Origin of the sequence: Ekhidna sp. (assembly GCF_965227465.1) — a bacterium.
Lineage (GTDB): Bacteria > Bacteroidota > Bacteroidia > Cytophagales > Cyclobacteriaceae > Ekhidna.
Window position 1 is genome coordinate 3,422,043 of the sequence record NZ_OZ245746.1, and the last position, 20,769, is coordinate 3,442,811.

The window sequence follows — 20,769 nt, forward strand, 5'->3', positions numbered from 1 at the left end:
GCGCGAATTATTCTCAACACAGTTAGAGCAAATAGCGGACTAAAAATTAATACATCTTGGTATTTCCAACAATCGTGCACATTTCATCTTAAATTTGAACAATTTTTCATTCATGTCGTGTTCATTAATCACAACATTCGACAAATAAGTATACCTAATGCGATTTCCTTCTCTATTTCGTCTACCAAAACATCAGCAATTTCGGATACAACCCAGGTATTATGATCCTGTGAAGGAAGAAATACGTGAACGAACGGAGCGCATTAAGGAACGAATGGATGGAAAAGAAGATGGATCCTATCAATCATCCAAAATTTCCTTTAAGCGAAAAACCAAGTCTGCTCCGGCAACTTCAATGATACAGTTGGGAATTGCAGCTCTTCTCGGACTAATGGTCCTTGGCTGGTTGCAATTTGGAAATGAGGTATTCTACTATATCCTTTGGATTATTCTTCCTGTTTATTTGATCTATCGACTTAAATCTTTTAGGAGACGAAAATGAGTGATGTCATTCATTTGCTTCCGGATAGCATCGCAAATCAAATTGCTGCGGGTGAGGTGGTTCAGCGACCTTCTTCAGTGGTGAAGGAAATGCTTGAAAATAGTGTGGATGCTGGCGCGACTTCAATCAAACTGATTGTCAAAGATGCTGGTAAATCTCTCATCCAGGTAGTTGACAATGGTAAGGGAATGACTGGTACGGACGCACGCATGAGTTTTGAACGACACGCCACCTCAAAAATCAGAACCTCAGAAGACCTTTTTAAGATTCGTACTCTGGGATTTAGGGGAGAAGCAATGGCTTCTATTGCAGCTGTTGCTCAAGTAGAACTTAAGACTAAAACAGAGGATGCTGAATTAGGAACTCAACTGATCATAGAATCATCAGAAGTAAAAAGTCAGGAGCCCATTGCCTACTCAACAGGTACATCCATTTGTGTGAAGAATCTCTTTTACAATGTCCCTGCAAGACGCAATTTCCTGAAATCTAATCCGGTTGAACTGCGACACATCAACGATGAATTTCAACGTATAGCGCTTGCTAATCCTGAGATCGCTTTCACAATGATCCAGCATGATCTTGAGACGTATAAGCTGGACACAGGGAAACTGAGCAAAAGAATTGTTCAATTATTCGGTAAAAATTATCAGCAACAGCTTGTTCCATGTAGTGAAGAAACAGATTTGGTGAAGATCTCAGGATATATTGGAAAGCCAGAAAATGCTAAAAAAACCAGAGGAGAGCAGTTCTTTTTTATCAATAATCGATTTATCAAGAATAGCTATTTGAATCATGCCCTGGTAAGGGCATACGAAGGGTTACTTAAGGAGGATTACTTCCCATTTTACGTACTTTTCATAGAAATAGATCCTGTTCATGTTGATATTAATGTGCACCCCACAAAAACCGAGGTGAAATTCGATGATGATCGGATGTTGTATGGTGTTATTAACTCGGCTGTAAGGCAGGCATTGGCTTCTTTTAATGTAACTCCTTCCTTGGATTTTTCAGCAGATGTCAGCTTTGAGCACTTGAATATTCAGCGTGAAAATCAAGCCATTACCAATAAGAAAGATCGAGATTATAGCTCATTCAAATCTCTTGAAAGCAATCAAGAGCGTTTAGCCAAGCTTAATGAACTATATGCCTCAGCTTCACAAGAAGAAATAGCTACCATAGAGGAAGCGGAAAAGGAGCGAGTGGTTCAAACCACATTTACAAGTTCCATAAACCAGCCATCAGAAGCGGAGGAAAAAAAGCCAACTTATCATCTTCACGGACGTTATTTGCTTCGGCAGGTGAAAAGTGGAATGGTGGTGTTGGACAAAGTTTCAGCTTTGGAGCGTATACTTTTTGAGCAGTATGAACGAGCTATGAAAGCAGGTACCGGAACCTCACAATCATGTATGTTTCCGCAGCAAGTCGCATTGAATTCATCTGATTTTGCACTTGTCATGGAGCTGAAGCAAGAAATAAATCAGCTTGGTTTCGAGTTTGAACAGATGGGGGAAAGTATGGTTGTCATTCAAGGAATACCTTCTGAACTAGCGCCATGCAACGAAAAGGAGGTCTTTGAAGGTCTAATAGAACAGTTTAAGTTTAATGCTGAAAAATTAGATCTTCCAAAGAACGAAAGTTTAGCTCGTGCGTTGGCTAAGAGAACTGCCGGAAACAGGTGTAATAAGCTAAAAGAAGAGGAGATGGATCACCTAATGGATCGGCTTTTTGCCTGCGCACAACCGAATTATACGCCGGATGGGAATCCAACGTATGTTTTGGTTAGTTTAGAGCAAATAAATAATTGGTTTAGAAAAAATTAGAAGCTAGAATAAAAGTTAAAAGTGTTTAGAAGACTCACTCCGGTTGCCAAGAATATATTAATCATCAACGTAGCAATTTTGCTACTTTCCTCACTTTTGAGACTACCGCTCAACGAATGGTTTGGATTACGGGTGATTTACTCTGCTGAATTTGCCCCCTATCAATTCCTCACGTACATGTGGTTGCATGGAGGAATGTGGCACTTGTTTGGTAATATGATAGCTGTGCTTGTGTTTGCACCAATGCTGGAAATGGTATGGGGCTCCAAACGCTTTTTAATCTTTTATTTGGTTTGTGGGATTGGAGCCGGAGTACTCTATGGAGCGGCTGATGCTTTTGAGAAATTACCTCTAAAAAATGATGCTGAAGCTTATTTAGCAGATCCCAGCCCTGAAGCTTTTGAGAAATTCGTCATCGGTAATAAATCATATATTAATGTAGCCAGAGCGAGTGAGCTCATTGATCTGTATTATGAAAGTTCTTCGTATGAGGGTCAAACAGTGGCAGCCGTAAGAAGTATCTATGAAGGAGTTGTGACAAAAGGCACAATGGTGGGCGCATCAGGGGCTGTGTTTGGAATTCTGTTTGCATTTGCATTTCTTTTTCCCAATACTGAGCTGTTTCTCCTCTTCCCACCTATTCCGATCAAAGCGAAGTACCTTGTATTCTTTTATGCCATGTATGAGCTTTATGCCGAATTTAACCGAATGCCTGGCGACAATGTAGCTCACCTGGCACACTTAAGTGGAATGCTAATCGCTTTTGTTTTGTTGAAGTTCTGGAAGAACGATACCAAGAGATTTTATTAGGAATGAACGGAGGAATTAAAGAGGAATTTTCAAATGCGTGGAGCAAGCCGAACAATGCGGTTGTTCAGTTGATATTAATCAACTTGATTGTTTTTGTTGCAGCTCGTGTTTTTAAGGTGTTTTTTGACTTAAGCGGGGCAACAGATACATTTTTTTTCTTGTTTAGAAAATTACAGCTACCAGCTGATGTAGGTTCTTTCCTGCTACAGCCCTGGTCTATTGTGACGTACTTCTTTACGCATTATGATTTTTTCCACGTCCTGTTTAATATGCTCTTTCTATTCTGGTTTGGACGAATTATTCAGGAATTTTTGAATAGTAAGAGGGTAATCGCACTCTACGTATTAGGTGGATTAGCCGGTGGTCTGCTCTATATGTTCATTTATAATTTTCTTCCTTTCTATTCCGATCGTGTAAGTGAGTCATTGATGCTGGGTGCATCCGCAGGAGTTTTTGCAATCGTCGTAGGAGCAGCAGTTTTTATGCCTAACTACACTTTCTTCCTATTATTTATCGGCCCGGTAAAAATTAAATATATCGCGATTTTCTATGTTTTTATGTCGTTTATAGGAACAACCGGAGCAAATGCGGGCGGAGAAATCGCACACCTTGGTGGGGCACTTGTGGGATGGCTTTATATCTCGCAACTCAATAAGGGAACAGACCTGGGTGCCTGGGTGATTTCCTTTATTTCTTTTGTCAAGAGCATGTTCAAACCACAACCAAAAATTAAGGTCACTCATCGGGGTGGCAATAGAAGAGCAACCACTAAAGGTTCTTCAAAATCTGCAAGTCCCACAAGCAGTACACCACAAGCTGAAATAGATGCCATTCTTGATAAGATCTCTGAAAAGGGATACGAGAGTTTGTCCAAAGACGAAAAGCAAAAACTTTTCAACGCAAGTAAAAAATAGCATAGATTTTGTTACGAGTATTTGCAAAAAGTTCGACTATGAGCAAATATTTGTCATTGATTTTTATTCTACTAACTTTTAGTTGCTCTGAGGATAAATTGCCACAAACTGAAAGTGAAATACTTGCTGAGATGAATCAGGTTTATTCTCAGATAGAAGACTTGGTTGTCTTGTCCTGTACTTCATCGAGCCAATGCATAGCCTCTCCACTAGGCGTGAAGCCATGCGGTGGGCCTTCACAATACATTGTTCACTCTACCGCGACAGATCAGGTAAGATTAAATGCTTTGATAAATACTTACAATAAATTGAATGAGCAATACAATACAGTGTCAGGAATCGGATCTGATTGCTCTGTTGAAAATCCCCCCGCTGTATCGTGTATTTCAGGTGCTTGTGCGGAAATAGAAGATTAATTATTGTAATCGCTGAAAATAGAGCATCTCCTGAGGCTTCCCCTTGTTCTTTTCGCTAATGGTATAGAAATCTCCTTTGTACCAGCAAATGGCCTCTCCCTGTGGTTCAGGTGAATAGTCGATCGAGATCGGTTTCCACTTTAAGATCCGACTCAGAGCACTTTCAGTAGATTTTTCCCAATAATAGATCGCACTGTAATGCTTAAGCAAAATCTCACCCTCATCATTCATATCTGCCGCTGTGAACAGCTTGGCCGGAACGGTTCCTTTTGATTGAATGACCGTTGGCTCATCGCTTACTTCAAATGGGAACGAATAGACCAGGGCGTTATCCTCTCGCTTAGTTACCAATACAAATTCATCAGATCTTTTATCAAATAGAATAGCCTCCGCGTCTCGTGCCCCCTCCGCGTATTTGAAGCTCATGATCTTTAGCTTATTGTTAGAAATTTCAATTTTGTTTTTCCCCTTGTACGTTGGTTCTTCAAAACAAATCAACTTTACATTATCATGAACCGCTTTATTGTCTCCAATTTCAGCCACATAGATCAATGACTTGCCATCTTTTTTAACGGTGACAATCTCCTCCCAATCTCGGTTGTTTATACCTATCAACTCAACCTCCATTTTGATCTCTCCTTGTTTATCAATCAAATACAAAGTGGGGTCACGTCCACTATCATTATGCGTCCAAAAATATCCTTCGTTTTGAAATGATTCTTCCAAACCGGAAGCCTCGATGAGTCGGTTGTCAGTTATTGTTCCTGAGACTTTCTGTAAGGAAAATAGCTGTGGGAATGAGCTACCAGAACTAATCACGAATACAATAAGTGCTAAAAAGAAATATTTTTTCCGCATTCGATTTAAATTGAAGCCTGCAATGATAATGGATTAATTGCAATTGGTTTCTGTGCTTCGATAACCCTATGCAACCTTAGATTTGTTAGCCAATTGGCCACAGGCCGCATCTATATCTTTCCCTCTACTTCTACGGACACTTGTATGAATTCCTCCCTTAATTAAATGATTGGCAAAACGATCTATGGTTTCAGGGTCAGCCTTTGTAAAAGAGGCTTCAGAGATGGGATTGTACTCAATAATATTAATGCGAACACCAGGCACTTTACGCGCGTATTTCAACAACTTTTCTGCATCCTCAATTGAGTCGTTAAAATCATAAAACAAGATGTACTCAAAAGTGATTCGGTTTCCAGTTTTTTCGTAGAAATAATTTAATGCTTTCAGCAAGACCTCCAATGTATTCGTTTCATTGATTGGCATGATGGAGTCTCGCTTTTTATCATCCGCAGCATGCAGCGATAGCGCCAGATTAAATTTCACTTCATCATCAGCAAGTTTGGTAATCATCTTGGCAATACCGGCTGTTGAAACAGTGATGCGTTTGGGAGACATATTCAACCCATCTTCCGAAGTGATCCTGTCAATTCCCTCCATCATTCCCTTATAGTTGAGCAAAGGCTCACCCATTCCCATAAAGACGATGTTTGAGAGTGGTCTTTGGTAATGCTCCTCTGCCTGATCTCTGATGGCTACTACCTGATCATATATCTCTCCACCGTCCAAATTTCGCTCACGTTTCATAAATCCAGTCGCGCAGAATTTACAACTCAGAGAACACCCCACTTGCGAGGAAACGCAGGCAGTCATCCGATCGTCTGCCGGTATTAATACACCTTCAATAAGGTGTTTATCGTGTAGCCGAAAAGCCGACTTAATGGTGCCGTCATTCGAGAGTTGTGAATTATCAATGGAAATGTGATTAATAACAAATTCTTCTTTGAGTTTATCTCTCAGTGGTTTAGAGAGATTTGACATCTCATCAAAAGTCTTGGCCGACTTTGACCATAGCCATTCCCAAACCTGTTTTGCACGAAATTTCTTTTCGTTATTGGCTTCAAACCAGGTAATCAAACTCTCCAACGACTCTTTCCGGATGTCCTTCATATTGCAAAGGTATGAAGATGGTTTCGGTTCTTTTACTATTTTCGTCTAGTGACCCTCATTGATAATCTAAATAAAACAATAGGAGCTATCGTTTCGTGGCTATCACTGATACTTGTGCTGGTAATAGTAATAGATGTAATCCTCCGTTATACCGTGAGTATTACTTCTGCTGCCTCCTTTGAATTAGAATGGCATCTTTTTGCGACTATTTTCCTCTTAGGTGCAGCCTATACGTTACAAGAAGATAAACATGTCCGGGTAGATGTTTTCTATCATCGATTTTCAGATAAATCAAAAGCATGGGTAAATCTGATTGGAACCATCCTGTTACTGCTTCCTTTTTGTGGGATCGCATTTTGGGAATCGCTATCATTCGTGAGTACTTCGTTCAACTTAGCAGAAACCAGTCCTCAACCTGGAGGATTACCAGCCAGATGGCTTATTAAATCCACCATCCCAATTGGGTTTTTTTTACTTGGATTACAAGGAATTTCATTGATCTTACAATCAATAAAAATATTAAATGAAAGAGGATAAAAATCAATTTGATAAGTCTGAAAAAACCCCAGGTTGGTTAAAAACCATCCAACTCAATAGTTGGGAAGCAGAACTATTGATTTCAGCACTTGTCCTTTATGCTTTGTTTCAAATTCCGGACTATTTGGATAAAACAGCACTACAATACTTTGATAGAGGGAGTAGGATGCACGGCCTTTTTGGGCTACTGGAAAAAGCCATCAAATTATTAAGTTTTGGATACATTCTTCATATTCTTGTTCGTGGAATATGGGTCGCTTCTGTCGGGCTTAGTTACGTCTTTCCAAAAGGTGTAGATCAGGATGCTTTAAAATTCAAAGGAAATTTTAAGAAAGAATTAAGTACCTCTGGCTCGTTGGTAAAAATGGTGCTTCGGTTAGAAGAATTATCATCGATCATTTACGGTATCTCATTTATCTTCTTCGGGACACTTGTTGGATTTGGAACACTGATATTTTCTTTCATTTTCTTTTTTGAATTCATACTTCCATACATGAATCAAAACCCTTATTTCGCAGTTCCAGCAGCATTTTTTATGCTTTTCTATTTCTTGCTCTGCATCATTGTTTTCATAGATTTCCTTACTAACGGATTATTCAGAAGAAAAGAATGGTCTGCAGATTGGTTTTACTATGTGGCTTTTTTCTTCCGAATTGTCACCCTATCGTTTTTGTATAGAAGATCCTTGCTTGTTCTCATATCCAACACCAAAGGATGGAAATCCTATTTAATCCCATTCATTGTAATTGGAGTCACCGGAGGATTTGTTCGTTTAAACAATACCATAAGTGACAACAAGAGATACAATTATTATCAAACCGGCGCTTCTGGTGACTATAACAGCGCGAATTATGAAAATACAAGAAATGAAAATGATTACCTGGCAACCACTATTCAGTCAGATATCATCAATGGAAATGCCCTTAAAGTATTTTTAAAAGATTTGGGATCCTTTGGCGGAATCTATCAATTTGAAGGCAAGAAGATAGACAAGACCAAATGGGACCTGCTACCCTCTGATTCCATTTCCCAGTACTTTAGCAAGCGATTAATTGTCTCTATCGATGATCAGGTTATTGAGAATATTAAGTGGTTTAAAACGCAGCATCCAAAGAATTATGAATTTGGATTTACCACATTTATTGATCTGAGCGATTTTGAAGGTGGACCACATTTTTTCAAAATCGGCGTGGATACAACAGACATGAATTCCACATCAAAAAGCATTGTAGAGAAAGAAAATTACTCACTCCAGACAATTAGTAACATCTACTTCATCTACGATAAACCGTGATCGAATACTTACCACTAATACTGTTTGGAGCAATATTTCTGCTTATCCTTTTTGGCTATCCGGTTGCATTTACTTTAGGTGGGCTCTCAGTATTGGTAGGATTAATCGTTTTCGATATGGATTTCTTCTACCTACTCTCTTTGAGGATTTATGGCACCATGCAAAACTTTGTTTTGCTAGCAGTACCTCTCTTCATTTTTATGGGAATCATGCTCGAAAAATCCGGTATTGCGGAGAAGCTTCTGCATACCATGAGTATGCTTTTCGGTAATATCAGGGGCGGCTTAGCAATTGCGGTTGTAGTTGTGGGAGCTATGTTAGCTGCTTCTACAGGCATAGTTGGAGCGACGGTAGTCACCATGGGCTTAATAAGCCTGCCCACTATGTTAAAAAATGGATATGGTCCAAGAATTAGTACAGGCGTAATAGCTTCCTCTGGAACACTGGGACAAATAATCCCTCCATCTGTCGTATTGGTCCTATTGGGGAGTGTATTGAATGTGTCTGTTGGAGATCTATTTCTAGCAGCGGTAGTTCCGGGTGCTTGTTTGGTGCTTATCTATTTGCTTTACATCGTTATCTATGGACAAATTTATCCGGATAGAGTGCCAAAGGTTTCGAAGGAGCAGCTTGCTAAATTTAGAAGTGATGGATTCACCGTTGAAGTAATAAAATCGTTTCTGTTTCCATTTATTTTAATCCTGATTGTGTTAGGATCCATATTCGCTGGTATAGCCTCCCCAACTGAAGCAGCAGGAGTTGGCGCATTTGGCGCCATAATTTTGGCTTTGGTCAGTAACAGGTTTAACCTTCAGGTGCTCAAAGAAGTCATGAAAGAAACAACCATGCTTACCTCCATGGTCTTTATGATTCTGGTAGGAGCGACTGCATTCTCTCTTGTTTTCAGAGGTTTAGAAGGTGATAAATTTCTTTTAAATCTAATCGAAAGTGCCAACCTAAATGCTACAGGGTTTTTGATTTTGGTAATGGTTGTGGTTTTCGTCTCAGGCTTCTTCATTGATTTTATTGAGATCGTTTTTATAATCGTCCCAGTTGTAGCTCCGATTTTTGTAACACTTGGTGTTGATCTAATCTGGATAGGCATTCTATTAGCCATCAATTTGCAAACCTCTTTTCTTACACCTCCATTTGGATTCGCTCTGTTCTACCTTAAAGGGGTTGCACCTCCTGAGGTTAAAACCAGTCACATCTATAAGGGAATCATTCCTTTTGTTATAATTCAGCTCATATTTTTAACGCTTTTGATCGTATTTCCATCGATTATTGGGTGATAGAGGAGTTCTGAAAAACTAAAATTGAGTAATTTGTAAGTTAATTCTAGTTCAACCAAATAATATAGTCTTAGTAACCAGTTACTCCCCGTTCTGCGCAATATTCTAAACATCAATTCATTATGAAAGTCATTCAGCTAATAGGTCTGTTTACGCTTTTACCCTATTTGGCCATAGCCCAGGAAGTTCAGATTACGAACATCCAAATGAAAGGTCAGGATATGATCATAAACTACAACCTCATAGACGAACGAATAGACAGAAGCTATTCGATGCACTTATATACTTCACTTGACAACTTTATTCAACCCGTTGAAAAAGTTTCCGGTGATGTAGGCGTAGATATCTCTGTAGGAGCTAACAAAACAATTGTTTGGAATGTGAAAGACGAATTGGAGACCTTTAATGACGGGATTAAAGTGGAAATTAAAGGTCAGGTATATGTACCATTTATCGAGTTGGATGGTGTTGAAGAGGGAATGATTTTGAAGCGAGGGAAAATAACAGATATCCGCTGGACAGGTGGACGAGGTGATAATATTTTAAATGTGGATTTGTATCAAGGTGATAAGCTGGTAAGAGGACTTGGAGAGTTGCCTAATACCGGTGATGCCATGCTCAAGATTCCAAATAATATTCCTCCTGGAAAAAACTATCGCTACAAAATAAGCGATGAACGAAACCGGGATGAAGTGGTATTCTCTCCAACCTTTGAGGTAAAACGGAAGTTTCCGCTACTTATCAAAGCGGGATCAGGAATTACACTTGGTGTGTTTGGATACTATTTGGTGAAAAGTCTTATTCCGGTCAATGAACCAGACATTTCTTCACCTCCATTCCCTGAGCAATAATGAGAAGATTAGTAATGAGAAGATTAATAGCTATAATAACTTTTGGATTATCCATTGCAGCACTTGGGCAAATACCTACTTACAGGTGGGTCTCCGGATCTCAAGATCCGCAGGTTGAATCGATATTAGAAATAACAGTTCCCAATCCAAGACAAGGAGCGGTCTCTTTTGTGGACTCGCTAGGTAATTTTTGGCTTTTTGGAGGTGAGGGTAATGATGTTACTAACTCATTTGGGTTAAACAACTCACTCGGTATTTTAAATGATTTATGGAAGTATGACATCTCCAATAAGAAATGGGTTTGGGTGAATGGGTATGAGGTAACTGACAAACCTCTTCCCGAATACAATAATTCATTATCCTTCGATGGGATCGATGATGAGGTCATTATTCCAAATGAAGTAGCTGATTTTTCCGCAAATGTTACAATTGAGGCATTTTTTAAAACTACAGCTGATGGTCCGATTTTTTCTTTCAGCCCAATGGACCAAAATGAAAATGAAATCGGACTTTCGATTTTGGTAGGCGATGGAGGAACAAACATTCATGTGCAAAAAGACGGTTTTCTTATCGCAACAGCCTTTGGAACTTTAAATCTATTTGATGACGAATGGCATCACGTGGCGCTTGTTCTTGATGGTGACAATAGACGTCTCTTTCTATATGTAGATGGGGAGCTAAAAGAAGAGAATTATAATAGTATTCCAGAGGATTTAAACCCAAATAACGATCACATAACTACTATTGGGTCCATCAGAGGATTCGGGAATACAGGCTTTTTTCAAGGCCAAATTGATGAACTAAGAATATGGGATATCGTTCTTTCGGAAGATGAAATTCTATCCTATATCAGCAATAAGGCTCCTAATCCAATTGAAGGACTAAATGCGTATTACGACTTTGATCAGGGAGTTGCAAATTCTAATGGCAACTACGAAGCTGACCTTTATGACCGCTCTGAAAATGTATATCACGGATCCCTTGGGAATATCTATAGAGAGGGGCTTTTCATTGGAAAGATAGCCGAAGCAAGGCTTTGGGACTCTCCTTTATCAGGTGAACAAATCACTGCCTTTGCGAAATCACCTGTGGACGGAACTGAAAGCGGCCTTAATGGTGCCTATGATTTTAGTGATGCTTTATTACCTGCTGGTGATAATACAGCCATTTCAACTGTTGCAGATCTTTCTCCCAATGCTTATACTGGTGACCTCTTTAATTTCAGTCTTATTGATAGCACCTCAAATTTCGTCGAGGAAAATCTTCTTTCTCTTACTGATAAATATGACATGGGAATTCCATCCAATATCGCTATTGCGAGAGATTTCAATGGAGATGGGTATGAAGACATTGTTGCTAACTCCCAATTTGGAAACTTTATCATGGTGCTTATAAATGATCAAAGTGGTGGTTTTGGTTCACCCACATCATTTGATGTAGAAGATAATACCAAAGACATTACTGTTGGAAATTTTAATAATGACCTTTTTCTTGATATTGCAGTAGCAGCACATGACTCAGATATAGAAAACAAAATCCGAGTATACTTTGGTGATGGTACCGGCGATTTTCCATCATTTATAGATATTGATCCTGGTGATTACATTCCAAATGCTATTGAATCGTATGATATGAATGGTGATACTTTTGATGATCTTGTTGTCTTACTGCCTGTTTCATTTTCGGATGGATTCGACGCTGGGGGTCAAGACGAAGTTCACATTTATTATGGGGATGGAATGGGTAATTTTAGTTCCCCTGATGTCTTTGTCGTTGGGAATATTTTTTCTGAAAGCATTGCCATAGCTGATTTCAACAACGATACACATCCCGACATCATCTATGGTATTTTTAACCCTCCTGCATTCACCATTGGAATGTTATTAAACGATGGAGCAGGATCATTTACTCAGGAAGCAGATCAGCGCTACGGTACAAATCTATTCGAGGAAGTTTATGCCACGGATATTAATCAGGATGGCAATCAGGACCTATTAATCTCTCAAGGTAATTTTCCCGGGATCGTTTTTGGGAATGGGGACGGTACTTTTGAATTTATTATCACATCTAACCTTGGTGATGCCCAACTAAAAGAATTTGATTTTATTGGTTTCAATGGTGATAATGAGATGGAAGTAGTTGCCTCTCATTCATGGGACAGAAAATATTATACACTTTCAATAACTCCTGAGGGTACTTTTATTCCTAAAGATGAATATTTTGTAGAGGCGAAACCTGGTCAAATAGATGTCGTTGATTTGGATGACAATGGATTTGTAGATTTTGTGATTCCGCAGCAATCAAATCAACTTGAAATTCTGCTCGCAGAGAACAGTGAGCTGGTAAGGGATGTTCCTGTAGTTGCCATGGACTTTGATGGTCAAAATGATCATATTGAATTTGCTGATTTAGGACCTTTTGATGTTGACTTCACCTTTGAAGGCTGGATAAAAACAGAAGATAACGGGCCAATTTTTTCTTACACTCCTCAGGGGGAGGCATCCCTTTGGGATCAAGGTTCGAATGGAAGTTTCGCTCTTAGTATTAAAGACGGGAGACTTGCATTTCAAGCGGAAGGTCATGATGAAATTATCGACGATCAGGAAATACTAAGAGACAACAGATGGCATCATGTAGCAGTTTCAGTAAATCAAACGGCGAATGAAATAATCCTATACATTGACGGAAGAGAAGTCATCCGCGAGTACAGAAATCTATCTTTAATTGCTCCAGGAATGGGGCATGTCGCAAAATTGGGCTATGCAACATCCAATTTTTCTGAATTCCTAGGTCAAACATCTCAAGCTCAACAATCCAACTGGAAAGAAGGGACGGCATTCATTAGAGAAGAGGTAGGAAGGTCGTATAGTGCCGCCTGGACAGATTATCAGGGAAATCTCAACATTTTTGGTGGTAAGGGGACAGCTGGATTTTATAATACTATTCGACAATATGATGGCACAGATTGGATAACAATTAATGGTACAAATACAATCAATGATCCTGGAAATTACGGCACCCAAGGGGTCGCTGACCCAGCCAATATCCCACCTGCCAGATGGGCAGTGGAAGCGACCGTAGATTTAGACAGTAACATTTGGATTTTCGGAGGTACAGTCGACGATGATGCTACAGAGTGGTTAAGCGACTTGTGGAAATACAATCCTATGCTTAACGAGTGGATCTGGGTGAATGGCTCTAATCTCACTAATCAAACTCCAGTTTACGGAACTAAAGGTGTAAGCGATCCCTTGAACACACCTGGGCCAAGATCCAATCATAAAATTTGGACGGATCAAAATGGAGATTTGTGGATGTTCGGAGGTTATGGTTTAGATACAAATGGAGATGAAGGTTATCTAAATGACCTATGGAAATATAGCATTGTAAGTAATGAGTGGACCTGGCTTTCAGGTAGTAATGAAGTAGATGCTGCCGGTGTATTTGGTCAACTTGATGAATATAATAACACGAACATGCCAGGTGCAAGATCAGCTAGTATTCAATGGGTGGATTCAAATGGCACAGTGTGGCTTTTTGGTGGACAAGGGTTAGACAAGTTTGGAATATCAGTTGGTTATTTGAATGATTTATGGAGTTATAATCCGATTTTGAATCAATGGGCTTGGCATTCCGGTTCTGACTTCAAAGGAAGTACTGGGAGTTACAATGAACAAGGTCTTAGTTCCGTTGACTATGTTCCTGGTTCAAGATGGCATAGCACCGGCTGGCTGGATAATGATGAGAATCTCTGGCTTTTTGGTGGCTATAAGTTTAATCAGCTGAGCACAAGTCTTTATAACGATTTCTGGAAATATGAGCCTTCTACAAAGGAATGGACTTGGTTAAATGGATATAACTCCACTGCAAACTCTGACGAGTTAGGAGTTTATGAGGCTAAAAACGATGGTTCCTTACCTCATCCTGGAGCAAGGCATGGTGGTTTAGAATGGACTGATCTTAATGGAAACTTGTGGATGCTAGGAGGGTCTCTCGGCGGCTCTTCCACTTCAAATGGGTTTTTGCGTGATTTGTGGACTTATGACACAGAGAAAGAAAGATGGTCCTATATAAAAGGAAACACTGATTCCGAGCTCAATGATGGAATTTATGGGTCCAAGGGTATTGGGAGTTTTGATAATGATCCAAAAAGCAGATGGCATGGTGCATCCTGGACTGGGAAAGATGGAAAACTATGGTTTTTTGGTGGAATTAATTACAATGAAGCCATAAGTAATATTGCATGGTTAAATGATCTTTGGAATTACGATCCAGCGTCCGAAGTATTTACCTGGATGGGGGGTAGCAGCAGCATTGATGCATCAGGGGTCTATGGGATTAAGGGTGAGGCAAGTGTTGCACATGTTCCGGGTGCAAGAAGTTCTTCAGCCTATTGGTCTGATAGCGATGGCAATTTCTGGCTCTTTGGTGGATATGAAAGTTTTGAATATAAGAACGACCTTTGGAAATTCAATCCAAATACGCTTGAATGGACCTGGGTATCAGGGAATAATTTTCAAAATTCTCCAGGTATCTATGGTGAAATGGGTGTTCCGAACGCTTCTAATTCTATTGGGGCAAGGCGATATATGGATGGACGAATTGATAAGGATGGGAATGTCTGGGTTTTTGGAGGAAATGGCCATGACGCTGAAGCCCAACTAGGTTTTATGGGTGACCTATGGAAATATGACCCTGCAACTAACATTTGGACATGGATGAGTGGGAGTAAATTTCGAAATCCAACAGCCAGTTATGGAACAAAAGGAGTTGCTAGTGTCGACAATCAACCCCCGGGAAGATATGGTCATTCTATGTGGATAGATGATTCCGGAAATGTGTGGCTTTACGGCGGTTGGGGAGTTACAAGTGATGATGGTGATAATGCCAACTCATTTGCTGCTGAATTTAATGACTTGTGGAAATTTGATGTTAAAACCAATCTGTGGACGTGGGTTGGCGGAACCACAATTCAAGATTATGATGGAGTATATGGCGAACAAGGAGTATTTAGTGAGGATAATGTTCTCCCAGGTAGAGCAAGAGCACAAACGTTTCGAACTAATGATAAAACACTAAGGTTTTTTGGCGGAAGAGAAGGCCCAAGCTTTAATAGTTTTTGGGAAATTAAATTCACTCCAGACTTTCCAAGCGTAGAACCTGCAAGCAATATAAATCAAACTACGTTCTTTTTAGCGTATGATGAACCATGGGCCAGGGAGTACCAGGTTCAAGTTGCAACATCAGATGACTTCAGCGTACTTGTTAATGATGAAGTAACATCCGCACAAAGTTCTTCTATATCAGATTTGGATCCGGGTACCTATTACTACTACCGAGTCACTGCTGTCAACGAAATTGGAGATTCAGGTTTCGGAGAAATAAATTCTGTTTTGACACTACCAGATACTCCGACGTTTGCTTCATTTGAAGCAGCAATAACTGATTTGACATCCACTCAGGTTAATCTAAACTGGGAAGTCACTGATGGCATTCTTGATGGATACTACATAAACGTTTCTCAGGATCCAACCTTCACTGATGCTACCCAATTGCATGAAGGCTTTGAAGATAAGCCAATTGCAGTCACACAAACACTGGAAATCCCAAACCTCATTCCGGGGACCCAATACTATACAAGATTACGATCCTATAATGCATCGGGTTTTTCCACTTATTCGCAGGTGGTCCCTTTTCTGACCCGACCAGCTACAGTTATTTACCCTGAAGAAGAGGTCACAGATGTTACCCTTGTCTCTGCCGTAGTTAATTGGGAGCCAGTATCAGGTATTGTAGATAACTATCAAATTACCGTATCGACGCTTGACGATGGTTTTGCAGATGAAACGCAATATTTGGCAAACTATAACCGTAGGAGTATACCAACAGACCGAACATCTATTACCGTAGAAGGACTCGAATCGGGAACATCTTATTTTGCGGTTGTTTCTGCTGTAAATGCTTCAGGTGAGTCAGAGCAACCACTTAAGATTACAATACTTACTGCACCCTCTTCTCCGGTGTTTGATGTTGAATCTTCGATACTATCTATTTCACAAAGAGATGTGACTTTTAATTGGGAATCTCCTGACGGTTTTTTCGAAGGATATCATCTAGAGGTTTCAATAGATCAAAGTTTCGTTAATACTAATCTGATGCTTCCTGGTTACGGCAGAGGAAACGTGCCTTTTGAATTAGGACAAGGGGAGCTGACAACCACCGTTAGCGACCTCATTCCAGGCCTCACATATTATGCACGGATTAGAGCATTTAATGATGCCGGAGTATCACCTAATTCAAACATATTAGCGTTTACTACTGTACCAAAAGCACCGGTAATCAGTCAGATAAATAATATTTCCCAAACAGAAGCATTTGTGAAATGGCAATCTACCTCCGGAACAGACGTTTATCTTATGGATGTAAATACATCACCGGGGTTTGAAGCAGAGTCTGAGGTGCTAACAGAATTACCGCTTGCGGTAACGCTAGAAAATTTAGAGAATTTGGCACCAGGTACACGCTACTTTGTGAGAGTTCAGGCGAGTAACTCCAGTGGGGATAGTGGGGACATGACTCCAGATGAATATAGTGACGCTTATGGTGAGGCAAATTTTATAACGATTCCTGCAGATCCAGTAATTACTGAAATTACTTATGGGCAAGAGTCAGTGATTTTAAACTGGCCAGATGTGATTGGGATTGATACATATGAAGTAGATGCATCCGAGAATTTCTTCCTGTCATATATAGACAACTATGAGGCATTAAACATAAATGATTCAGAAGTTACCATTGACGGTCTTGATGCAGGTACTGAATATCAGGTACGGGTGAGATCAAAAAATGAGTCCGGTGAATCTTCGTATGCTCAGATTTTGGATTTACTTACTTTACCGGAAACCCCAACAGCCCGGGATGCTTCCAATTCTTCTGCAAGTGTGTTTACAGCCAATTGGGATGCTGCAAATGGAGCAGACTACTATATACTGGAAGTCTCAAATGATGATTTTCAGACGTTTCATTATAATGAGCAGTTAAGTTCTTCCAATCCTGAAAAAATTGAAAATTTAGTTGCAGGAACCACCTATAAGTATCGAGTGAAGGCAGGGAACGAGTCCGGTGAATCCCCTTATTCTTCAGAGGTCACTGTGATTGCTCAGAATACCGCTCAATCCCTAAGTATTTCTAACTTGGAGTTTAATGATAAATTCAGTGAAACCGCCACATCAGCAGTGGTTACCGTCACCTTTTCCGGTGGTGTAGCTGAGCCAGATGTTACAATCAGGCACAGAGAAATTCTTAGCACAAGTTGGTCTGGGTATAAAGCAATGACTAGGAATTCTGCTACAGAATTTCAGTTTACCATTCTTTCAAATATGTTGGATGATATTGGTGTAGAGTTTGAAATCAAAGCGGATGATGATGTCACCTTTATTGAGCAAAAGAATAATAAAATAAAACGCACATTTACCGAAACCAGCAGTGAACCACTCCCAGATATAGATCTGGGTCAATGGAGAATGATCAGTATCCCATATGTGCTTGATGACAACCTGGTGCTTTCCATTTTCAATGAGTTAGGTGATCTTCAATATAAAAAACGTTGGAGACTCATGACCTACCTCGATGGTACCTATCAAGATCAAGGAGTAGGTTTTACCCGAATAGATTTGGGAAGAGGTTATTGGTTCAATTCCCTCAATGATGTGACTATCAGTGTTGGTGCAGGTGAAACGAATAGCACCATTCCTTTCGAGATGGCGCTAGCTCAAGGGTGGAACCAAATTGGAAACCCATATAATGTGAGCATCGACTGGGATGAGATCTTAGATGAAAATAGCTTGTCTATAAATATTGGCAGACTCATTATTTACGATCCTTTCACTAAGGAATTTAAAGAAAGCAGAACGCTATCTTCATTTTCAGGAGCATTTGTGTTTGCTGATGAGGCTACTGTCTTATCCGTTAGTCCAGTTGCCGGATCGGAAATAAGTGCGAGAACAGAAAAAGTTGAAAACGAGGTGGCCTTCAATGGAAACAATTGGATGACAAAACTCAACCTGAATTGGGGTGGAAAACACAGAGAAATAGCCGCCATAGGAATGCATGAACAAGCACAAGCCAGCAAGGATCAGTTTGATAAATTAGTCGTCCCAAGGTTTGAAAATTACCTGGAGATGTATACTTCGGATAATGATTACTTCTATCCAAAATTCAGCCATGACATTAAATCACAAGCCACTGAGCAGGTTTGGATATATGATTTAGAGTCAAATCATATATCAGGATTGACCGAGCTGACATGGGATCCTGAACGAGACGGTAATGGCAGGTTGTGGCTTGTAGACGAAACAAATGGTAAAATCACGGAAATGTCCAATGCGAATTCGTATTCATTTGCCATGAATGGACATCATCAATTCTCTATACACTATTCTGAAGATCCAAACTACCAGGTAGTACCAACGAGATTGGCTTTGGGTGATATCTATCCTAATCCAGTTAATGCTTCTGCCCAGATCCCATTATTGCTGCCAAAACAAAGCGAGACTTACGATCTGAGCTTAAACCTATACAACCTCAATGGACAGCTTATTAAAAATATTGCATCAGGTATTTATTCAGCTGGGATATACGTCTTTGACATCAATATTGAAGATCTAGATCTAAAAGATGGAATGTATTTCTACGGAGTGACATTTAAAAATACGGATCAAACTCCTAGACAAAAGAAAATTATCATCAAGAGATAGTAAAAAGATTAAGACCATGAAAACAACCATATTCACCCTCCTTTTAGTCGTTGCTTTTGCCACGACCGGACAAATTGTATCATCAAGGTCAAATGAAGTTCAGGTTGACTTAGATAGTGACCTGAATGCTTCTTTTGCTCAAATTGAATGGCTCTCTCCACGTTTGGAGTATACCAATTCTGAAGAGAAGAAATTAGAAATACAGGCAAATATTACCTCGGTAAATGCGCTGGAAAGCGTGACTCTTCATTTTAAGAGAAAAAAGGACGGAGAGCCCGTTGCTTCAAGAACTGCCTACATAGAAGATGAACACAAAACCAATTTTGACCTGACATTAAGGATGCTTGATGGTGATAATTGGATCGAAATTATTGCAAAAACTAAGAGTGGAAGCATTACCAGAGAATATCGAAACATCAAAGTGGGAATGGATGCTATCGGAGACGCGGTAATGGCAGACAGACAAGATTATGCACTTTTATTTGGGATTAACAAATATGATAACTGGTCTGATTTAGTAAATCCGGTATATGATGTGGAAGCTATAGGTAAAGAACTAAGTGAACGATATGGATTTAAAGTTGAAATTGTATTGGATGCCGAGCAGGATGAAGTGATGACCAAGCTTAGGGAGTATGCACAGATCAATTACAAACCACAGGATCAACTATTTATATTTTTCGCTGGTCATGGTCAGTATGATGATGTTTTTGGAGAAGGCTTTTTAGTTGCAAAAAATTCGCTCCGTAATGATGTGAGTAAAAACTCTTACATCTCACATAACAGAATCAGAAGTAACATCAACAATATTCCGTGCGAGCACATCTTTTTAGGTATGGATGTATGCTTCGGTGGAACCTTTGATCCATTATTGGCCTCTTCACGTTCGGCTGCTTATGAAGAAACCAATGATCGCGAATACCTGGTACGCAAGCTTTCGAAGAAAACCAGAAAATACCTCACCTCCGGAAGTAAGGAGTATGTTTCAGATGGTGTGGCGGGAAGTCACTCTCCGTTTGCCCGAAACTTACTTGAAGCACTTAAATCGAATGGTGGTGAAGATCGGATTTTGATTTTAGGAGAAGTAAATGCCTATATGGAAAGACTGAAATCAACACCACGGTTTGGTGCATTCGGTAGCGATGAAAACGGTAGCGACTTTGTGTTTATAGCCAGGTAATAACCTCCTGGCAGCTAATTTCATTGATTCTATCTTGAGGCTTGTTAATTAGGTGGATGAAAGGCCACCTAATCACGCTAACATTCTTATTTATCCCTTTTCTAGGTGTCTCCCAAAGTGATGTCCTTGAACTTATCATGGAACTTCGTTTTGAGGAAGCAAAAAACCTTGCTCAATCCATTATCAAGGATTCGAACCCTGGCAATGAAGACTATCAATTGACACTTTATCATCTTGGAGTATGTCAACTAAACCTTGGAGAATTAGCTGCTGCTCAGCAAACATTTGTAGGCGGTTTATCACTATCCGACTCAGGCAATCATTCCAAGTATTTTAAAGGCTTAGCGATGGTTCAGCATATAGGATTCATATATCTTTTCTGGTCTACTTAATCCCTTCCATTCTTGTTATTGTGTTAATTCTTACGGTTTA

Annotated in this window: 14 protein-coding genes; 12 read left to right on the top strand and 2 right to left on the bottom strand. The window is 39.8% G+C overall.

The annotated features are described in order from the left end of the window. The first annotated feature begins 157 nt into the window (after positions 1-157). The 5 genes from ACO05G_RS15265 to ACO05G_RS15285 are packed head-to-tail and all read left to right on the top strand — an operon-like array spanning position 158 to position 4,462. Entirely contained in the window at positions 158-502 is a 345-nt protein-coding gene (locus ACO05G_RS15265) for a hypothetical protein (RefSeq protein ID WP_348281771.1), read from the top strand. Further along, positions 499-2,322, top strand: a complete 1,824-nt coding sequence (gene mutL / locus ACO05G_RS15270) for a DNA mismatch repair endonuclease MutL (protein ID WP_348281770.1) — start codon at positions 499-501, stop codon at positions 2,320-2,322. Before ACO05G_RS15265 ends, mutL begins: the two co-directional genes overlap by 4 nt. Positions 2,323-2,343: 21 nt before the next feature. After that, on the top strand, positions 2,344-3,132 hold the full coding sequence (locus ACO05G_RS15275) for a rhomboid family intramembrane serine protease (protein WP_421763522.1): 789 nt from the start codon (positions 2,344-2,346) through the stop codon (positions 3,130-3,132). 2 nt (positions 3,133-3,134) lie between these two features. Next, complete coding sequence (locus ACO05G_RS15280) at positions 3,135-4,046, top strand: rhomboid family intramembrane serine protease (protein ID WP_421763523.1); 912 nt, start codon at positions 3,135-3,137, stop codon at positions 4,044-4,046. Positions 4,047-4,084: 38 nt separating this feature from the next. After that, a complete protein-coding gene (locus ACO05G_RS15285) occupies positions 4,085-4,462 on the top strand; it encodes a hypothetical protein (protein WP_421763524.1) in 378 nt (125 codons plus the stop codon). On the opposite strand, the gene ACO05G_RS15290 is transcribed toward ACO05G_RS15285, so the two are convergent. Together ACO05G_RS15290 and rlmN are read right to left on the bottom strand one after the other, a co-directional pair. Continuing rightward, the gene (locus tag ACO05G_RS15290; protein WP_421763525.1) at positions 4,463-5,320 is read right to left on the bottom strand and encodes a hypothetical protein; all 858 of its coding nucleotides are present in this window, start codon (positions 5,318-5,320) and stop codon (positions 4,463-4,465) included. 66 nt (positions 5,321-5,386) lie between these two features. After that, the gene (gene rlmN, locus ACO05G_RS15295; RefSeq protein WP_348281765.1) at positions 5,387-6,427 is read right to left on the bottom strand and encodes a 23S rRNA (adenine(2503)-C(2))-methyltransferase RlmN; all 1,041 of its coding nucleotides are present in this window, start codon (positions 6,425-6,427) and stop codon (positions 5,387-5,389) included. Positions 6,428-6,475: 48 nt separating this feature from the next. On the opposite strand from rlmN, the gene ACO05G_RS15300 reads away from it, so the two are divergent. The 7 genes from ACO05G_RS15300 (at position 6,476) to ACO05G_RS15330 (ending at position 20,729) form a co-directional block, all read left to right on the top strand. Beyond that, a complete protein-coding gene (locus tag ACO05G_RS15300; RefSeq protein WP_421763526.1) occupies positions 6,476-6,964 on the top strand; it encodes a TRAP transporter small permease subunit in 489 nt (162 codons plus the stop codon). Continuing rightward, a complete protein-coding gene (locus tag ACO05G_RS15305; protein ID WP_421763527.1) occupies positions 6,951-8,258 on the top strand; it encodes a hypothetical protein in 1,308 nt (435 codons plus the stop codon). The genes ACO05G_RS15300 and ACO05G_RS15305 overlap by 14 nt, the downstream gene beginning before the upstream one ends. Beyond that, positions 8,255-9,550 (top strand): TRAP transporter large permease, encoded by a 1,296-nt coding sequence (locus tag ACO05G_RS15310; RefSeq protein WP_421763528.1) that lies wholly within the window; start codon positions 8,255-8,257, stop codon positions 9,548-9,550. The genes ACO05G_RS15305 and ACO05G_RS15310 overlap by 4 nt, the downstream gene beginning before the upstream one ends. A gap of 122 nt (positions 9,551-9,672) precedes the next feature. Next, positions 9,673-10,401 (top strand): hypothetical protein, encoded by a 729-nt coding sequence (locus ACO05G_RS15315; protein ID WP_421763529.1) that lies wholly within the window; start codon positions 9,673-9,675, stop codon positions 10,399-10,401. Further along, positions 10,401-19,157, top strand: coding sequence for a fibronectin type III domain-containing protein (locus ACO05G_RS15320; protein WP_421763530.1), 8,757 nt, complete (start codon positions 10,401-10,403; stop codon positions 19,155-19,157). The genes ACO05G_RS15315 and ACO05G_RS15320 overlap by 1 nt, the downstream gene beginning before the upstream one ends. Before the next feature lie 16 nt (positions 19,158-19,173). Then, positions 19,174-20,337, top strand: coding sequence for a caspase family protein (locus tag ACO05G_RS15325; RefSeq protein WP_421763531.1), 1,164 nt, complete (start codon positions 19,174-19,176; stop codon positions 20,335-20,337). Positions 20,338-20,393: 56 nt separating this feature from the next. Beyond that, positions 20,394-20,729 carry a tetratricopeptide repeat protein gene (locus ACO05G_RS15330; RefSeq protein WP_421763532.1) on the top strand — a complete coding sequence of 112 codons (336 nt, stop codon included), beginning with the start codon at positions 20,394-20,396 and terminating at the stop codon, positions 20,727-20,729. Positions 20,730-20,769 lie beyond the last annotated feature (40 nt).

Excerpts from the sequence above, each read along its gene's own strand:
- ACO05G_RS15285 (WP_421763524.1), top strand. The coding sequence starts at position 4,085 with ATGAGCAAATATTTGTCATTGATTTTTATTCTACTAACTTTTAGTTGC.
- ACO05G_RS15290 (WP_421763525.1), bottom strand. The coding sequence starts at position 5,320 with ATGCGGAAAAAATATTTCTTTTTAGCACTTATTGTATTCGTGATTAGT.
- ACO05G_RS15280 (WP_421763523.1), top strand. The coding sequence starts at position 3,135 with ATGAACGGAGGAATTAAAGAGGAATTTTCAAATGCGTGGAGCAAGCCG.
- ACO05G_RS15305 (WP_421763527.1), top strand. The coding sequence starts at position 6,951 with ATGAAAGAGGATAAAAATCAATTTGATAAGTCTGAAAAAACCCCAGGT.
- ACO05G_RS15325 (WP_421763531.1), top strand. The coding sequence starts at position 19,174 with ATGAAAACAACCATATTCACCCTCCTTTTAGTCGTTGCTTTTGCCACG.
- rlmN (WP_348281765.1), bottom strand. The coding sequence starts at position 6,427 with ATGAAGGACATCCGGAAAGAGTCGTTGGAGAGTTTGATTACCTGGTTT.
- ACO05G_RS15315 (WP_421763529.1), top strand. The coding sequence starts at position 9,673 with ATGAAAGTCATTCAGCTAATAGGTCTGTTTACGCTTTTACCCTATTTG.
- mutL (WP_348281770.1), top strand. The coding sequence starts at position 499 with ATGAGTGATGTCATTCATTTGCTTCCGGATAGCATCGCAAATCAAATT.
- ACO05G_RS15265 (WP_348281771.1), top strand. The coding sequence starts at position 158 with ATGCGATTTCCTTCTCTATTTCGTCTACCAAAACATCAGCAATTTCGG.
- ACO05G_RS15330 (WP_421763532.1), top strand. The coding sequence starts at position 20,394 with ATGAAAGGCCACCTAATCACGCTAACATTCTTATTTATCCCTTTTCTA.
- ACO05G_RS15320 (WP_421763530.1), top strand. The coding sequence starts at position 10,401 with ATGAGAAGATTAGTAATGAGAAGATTAATAGCTATAATAACTTTTGGA.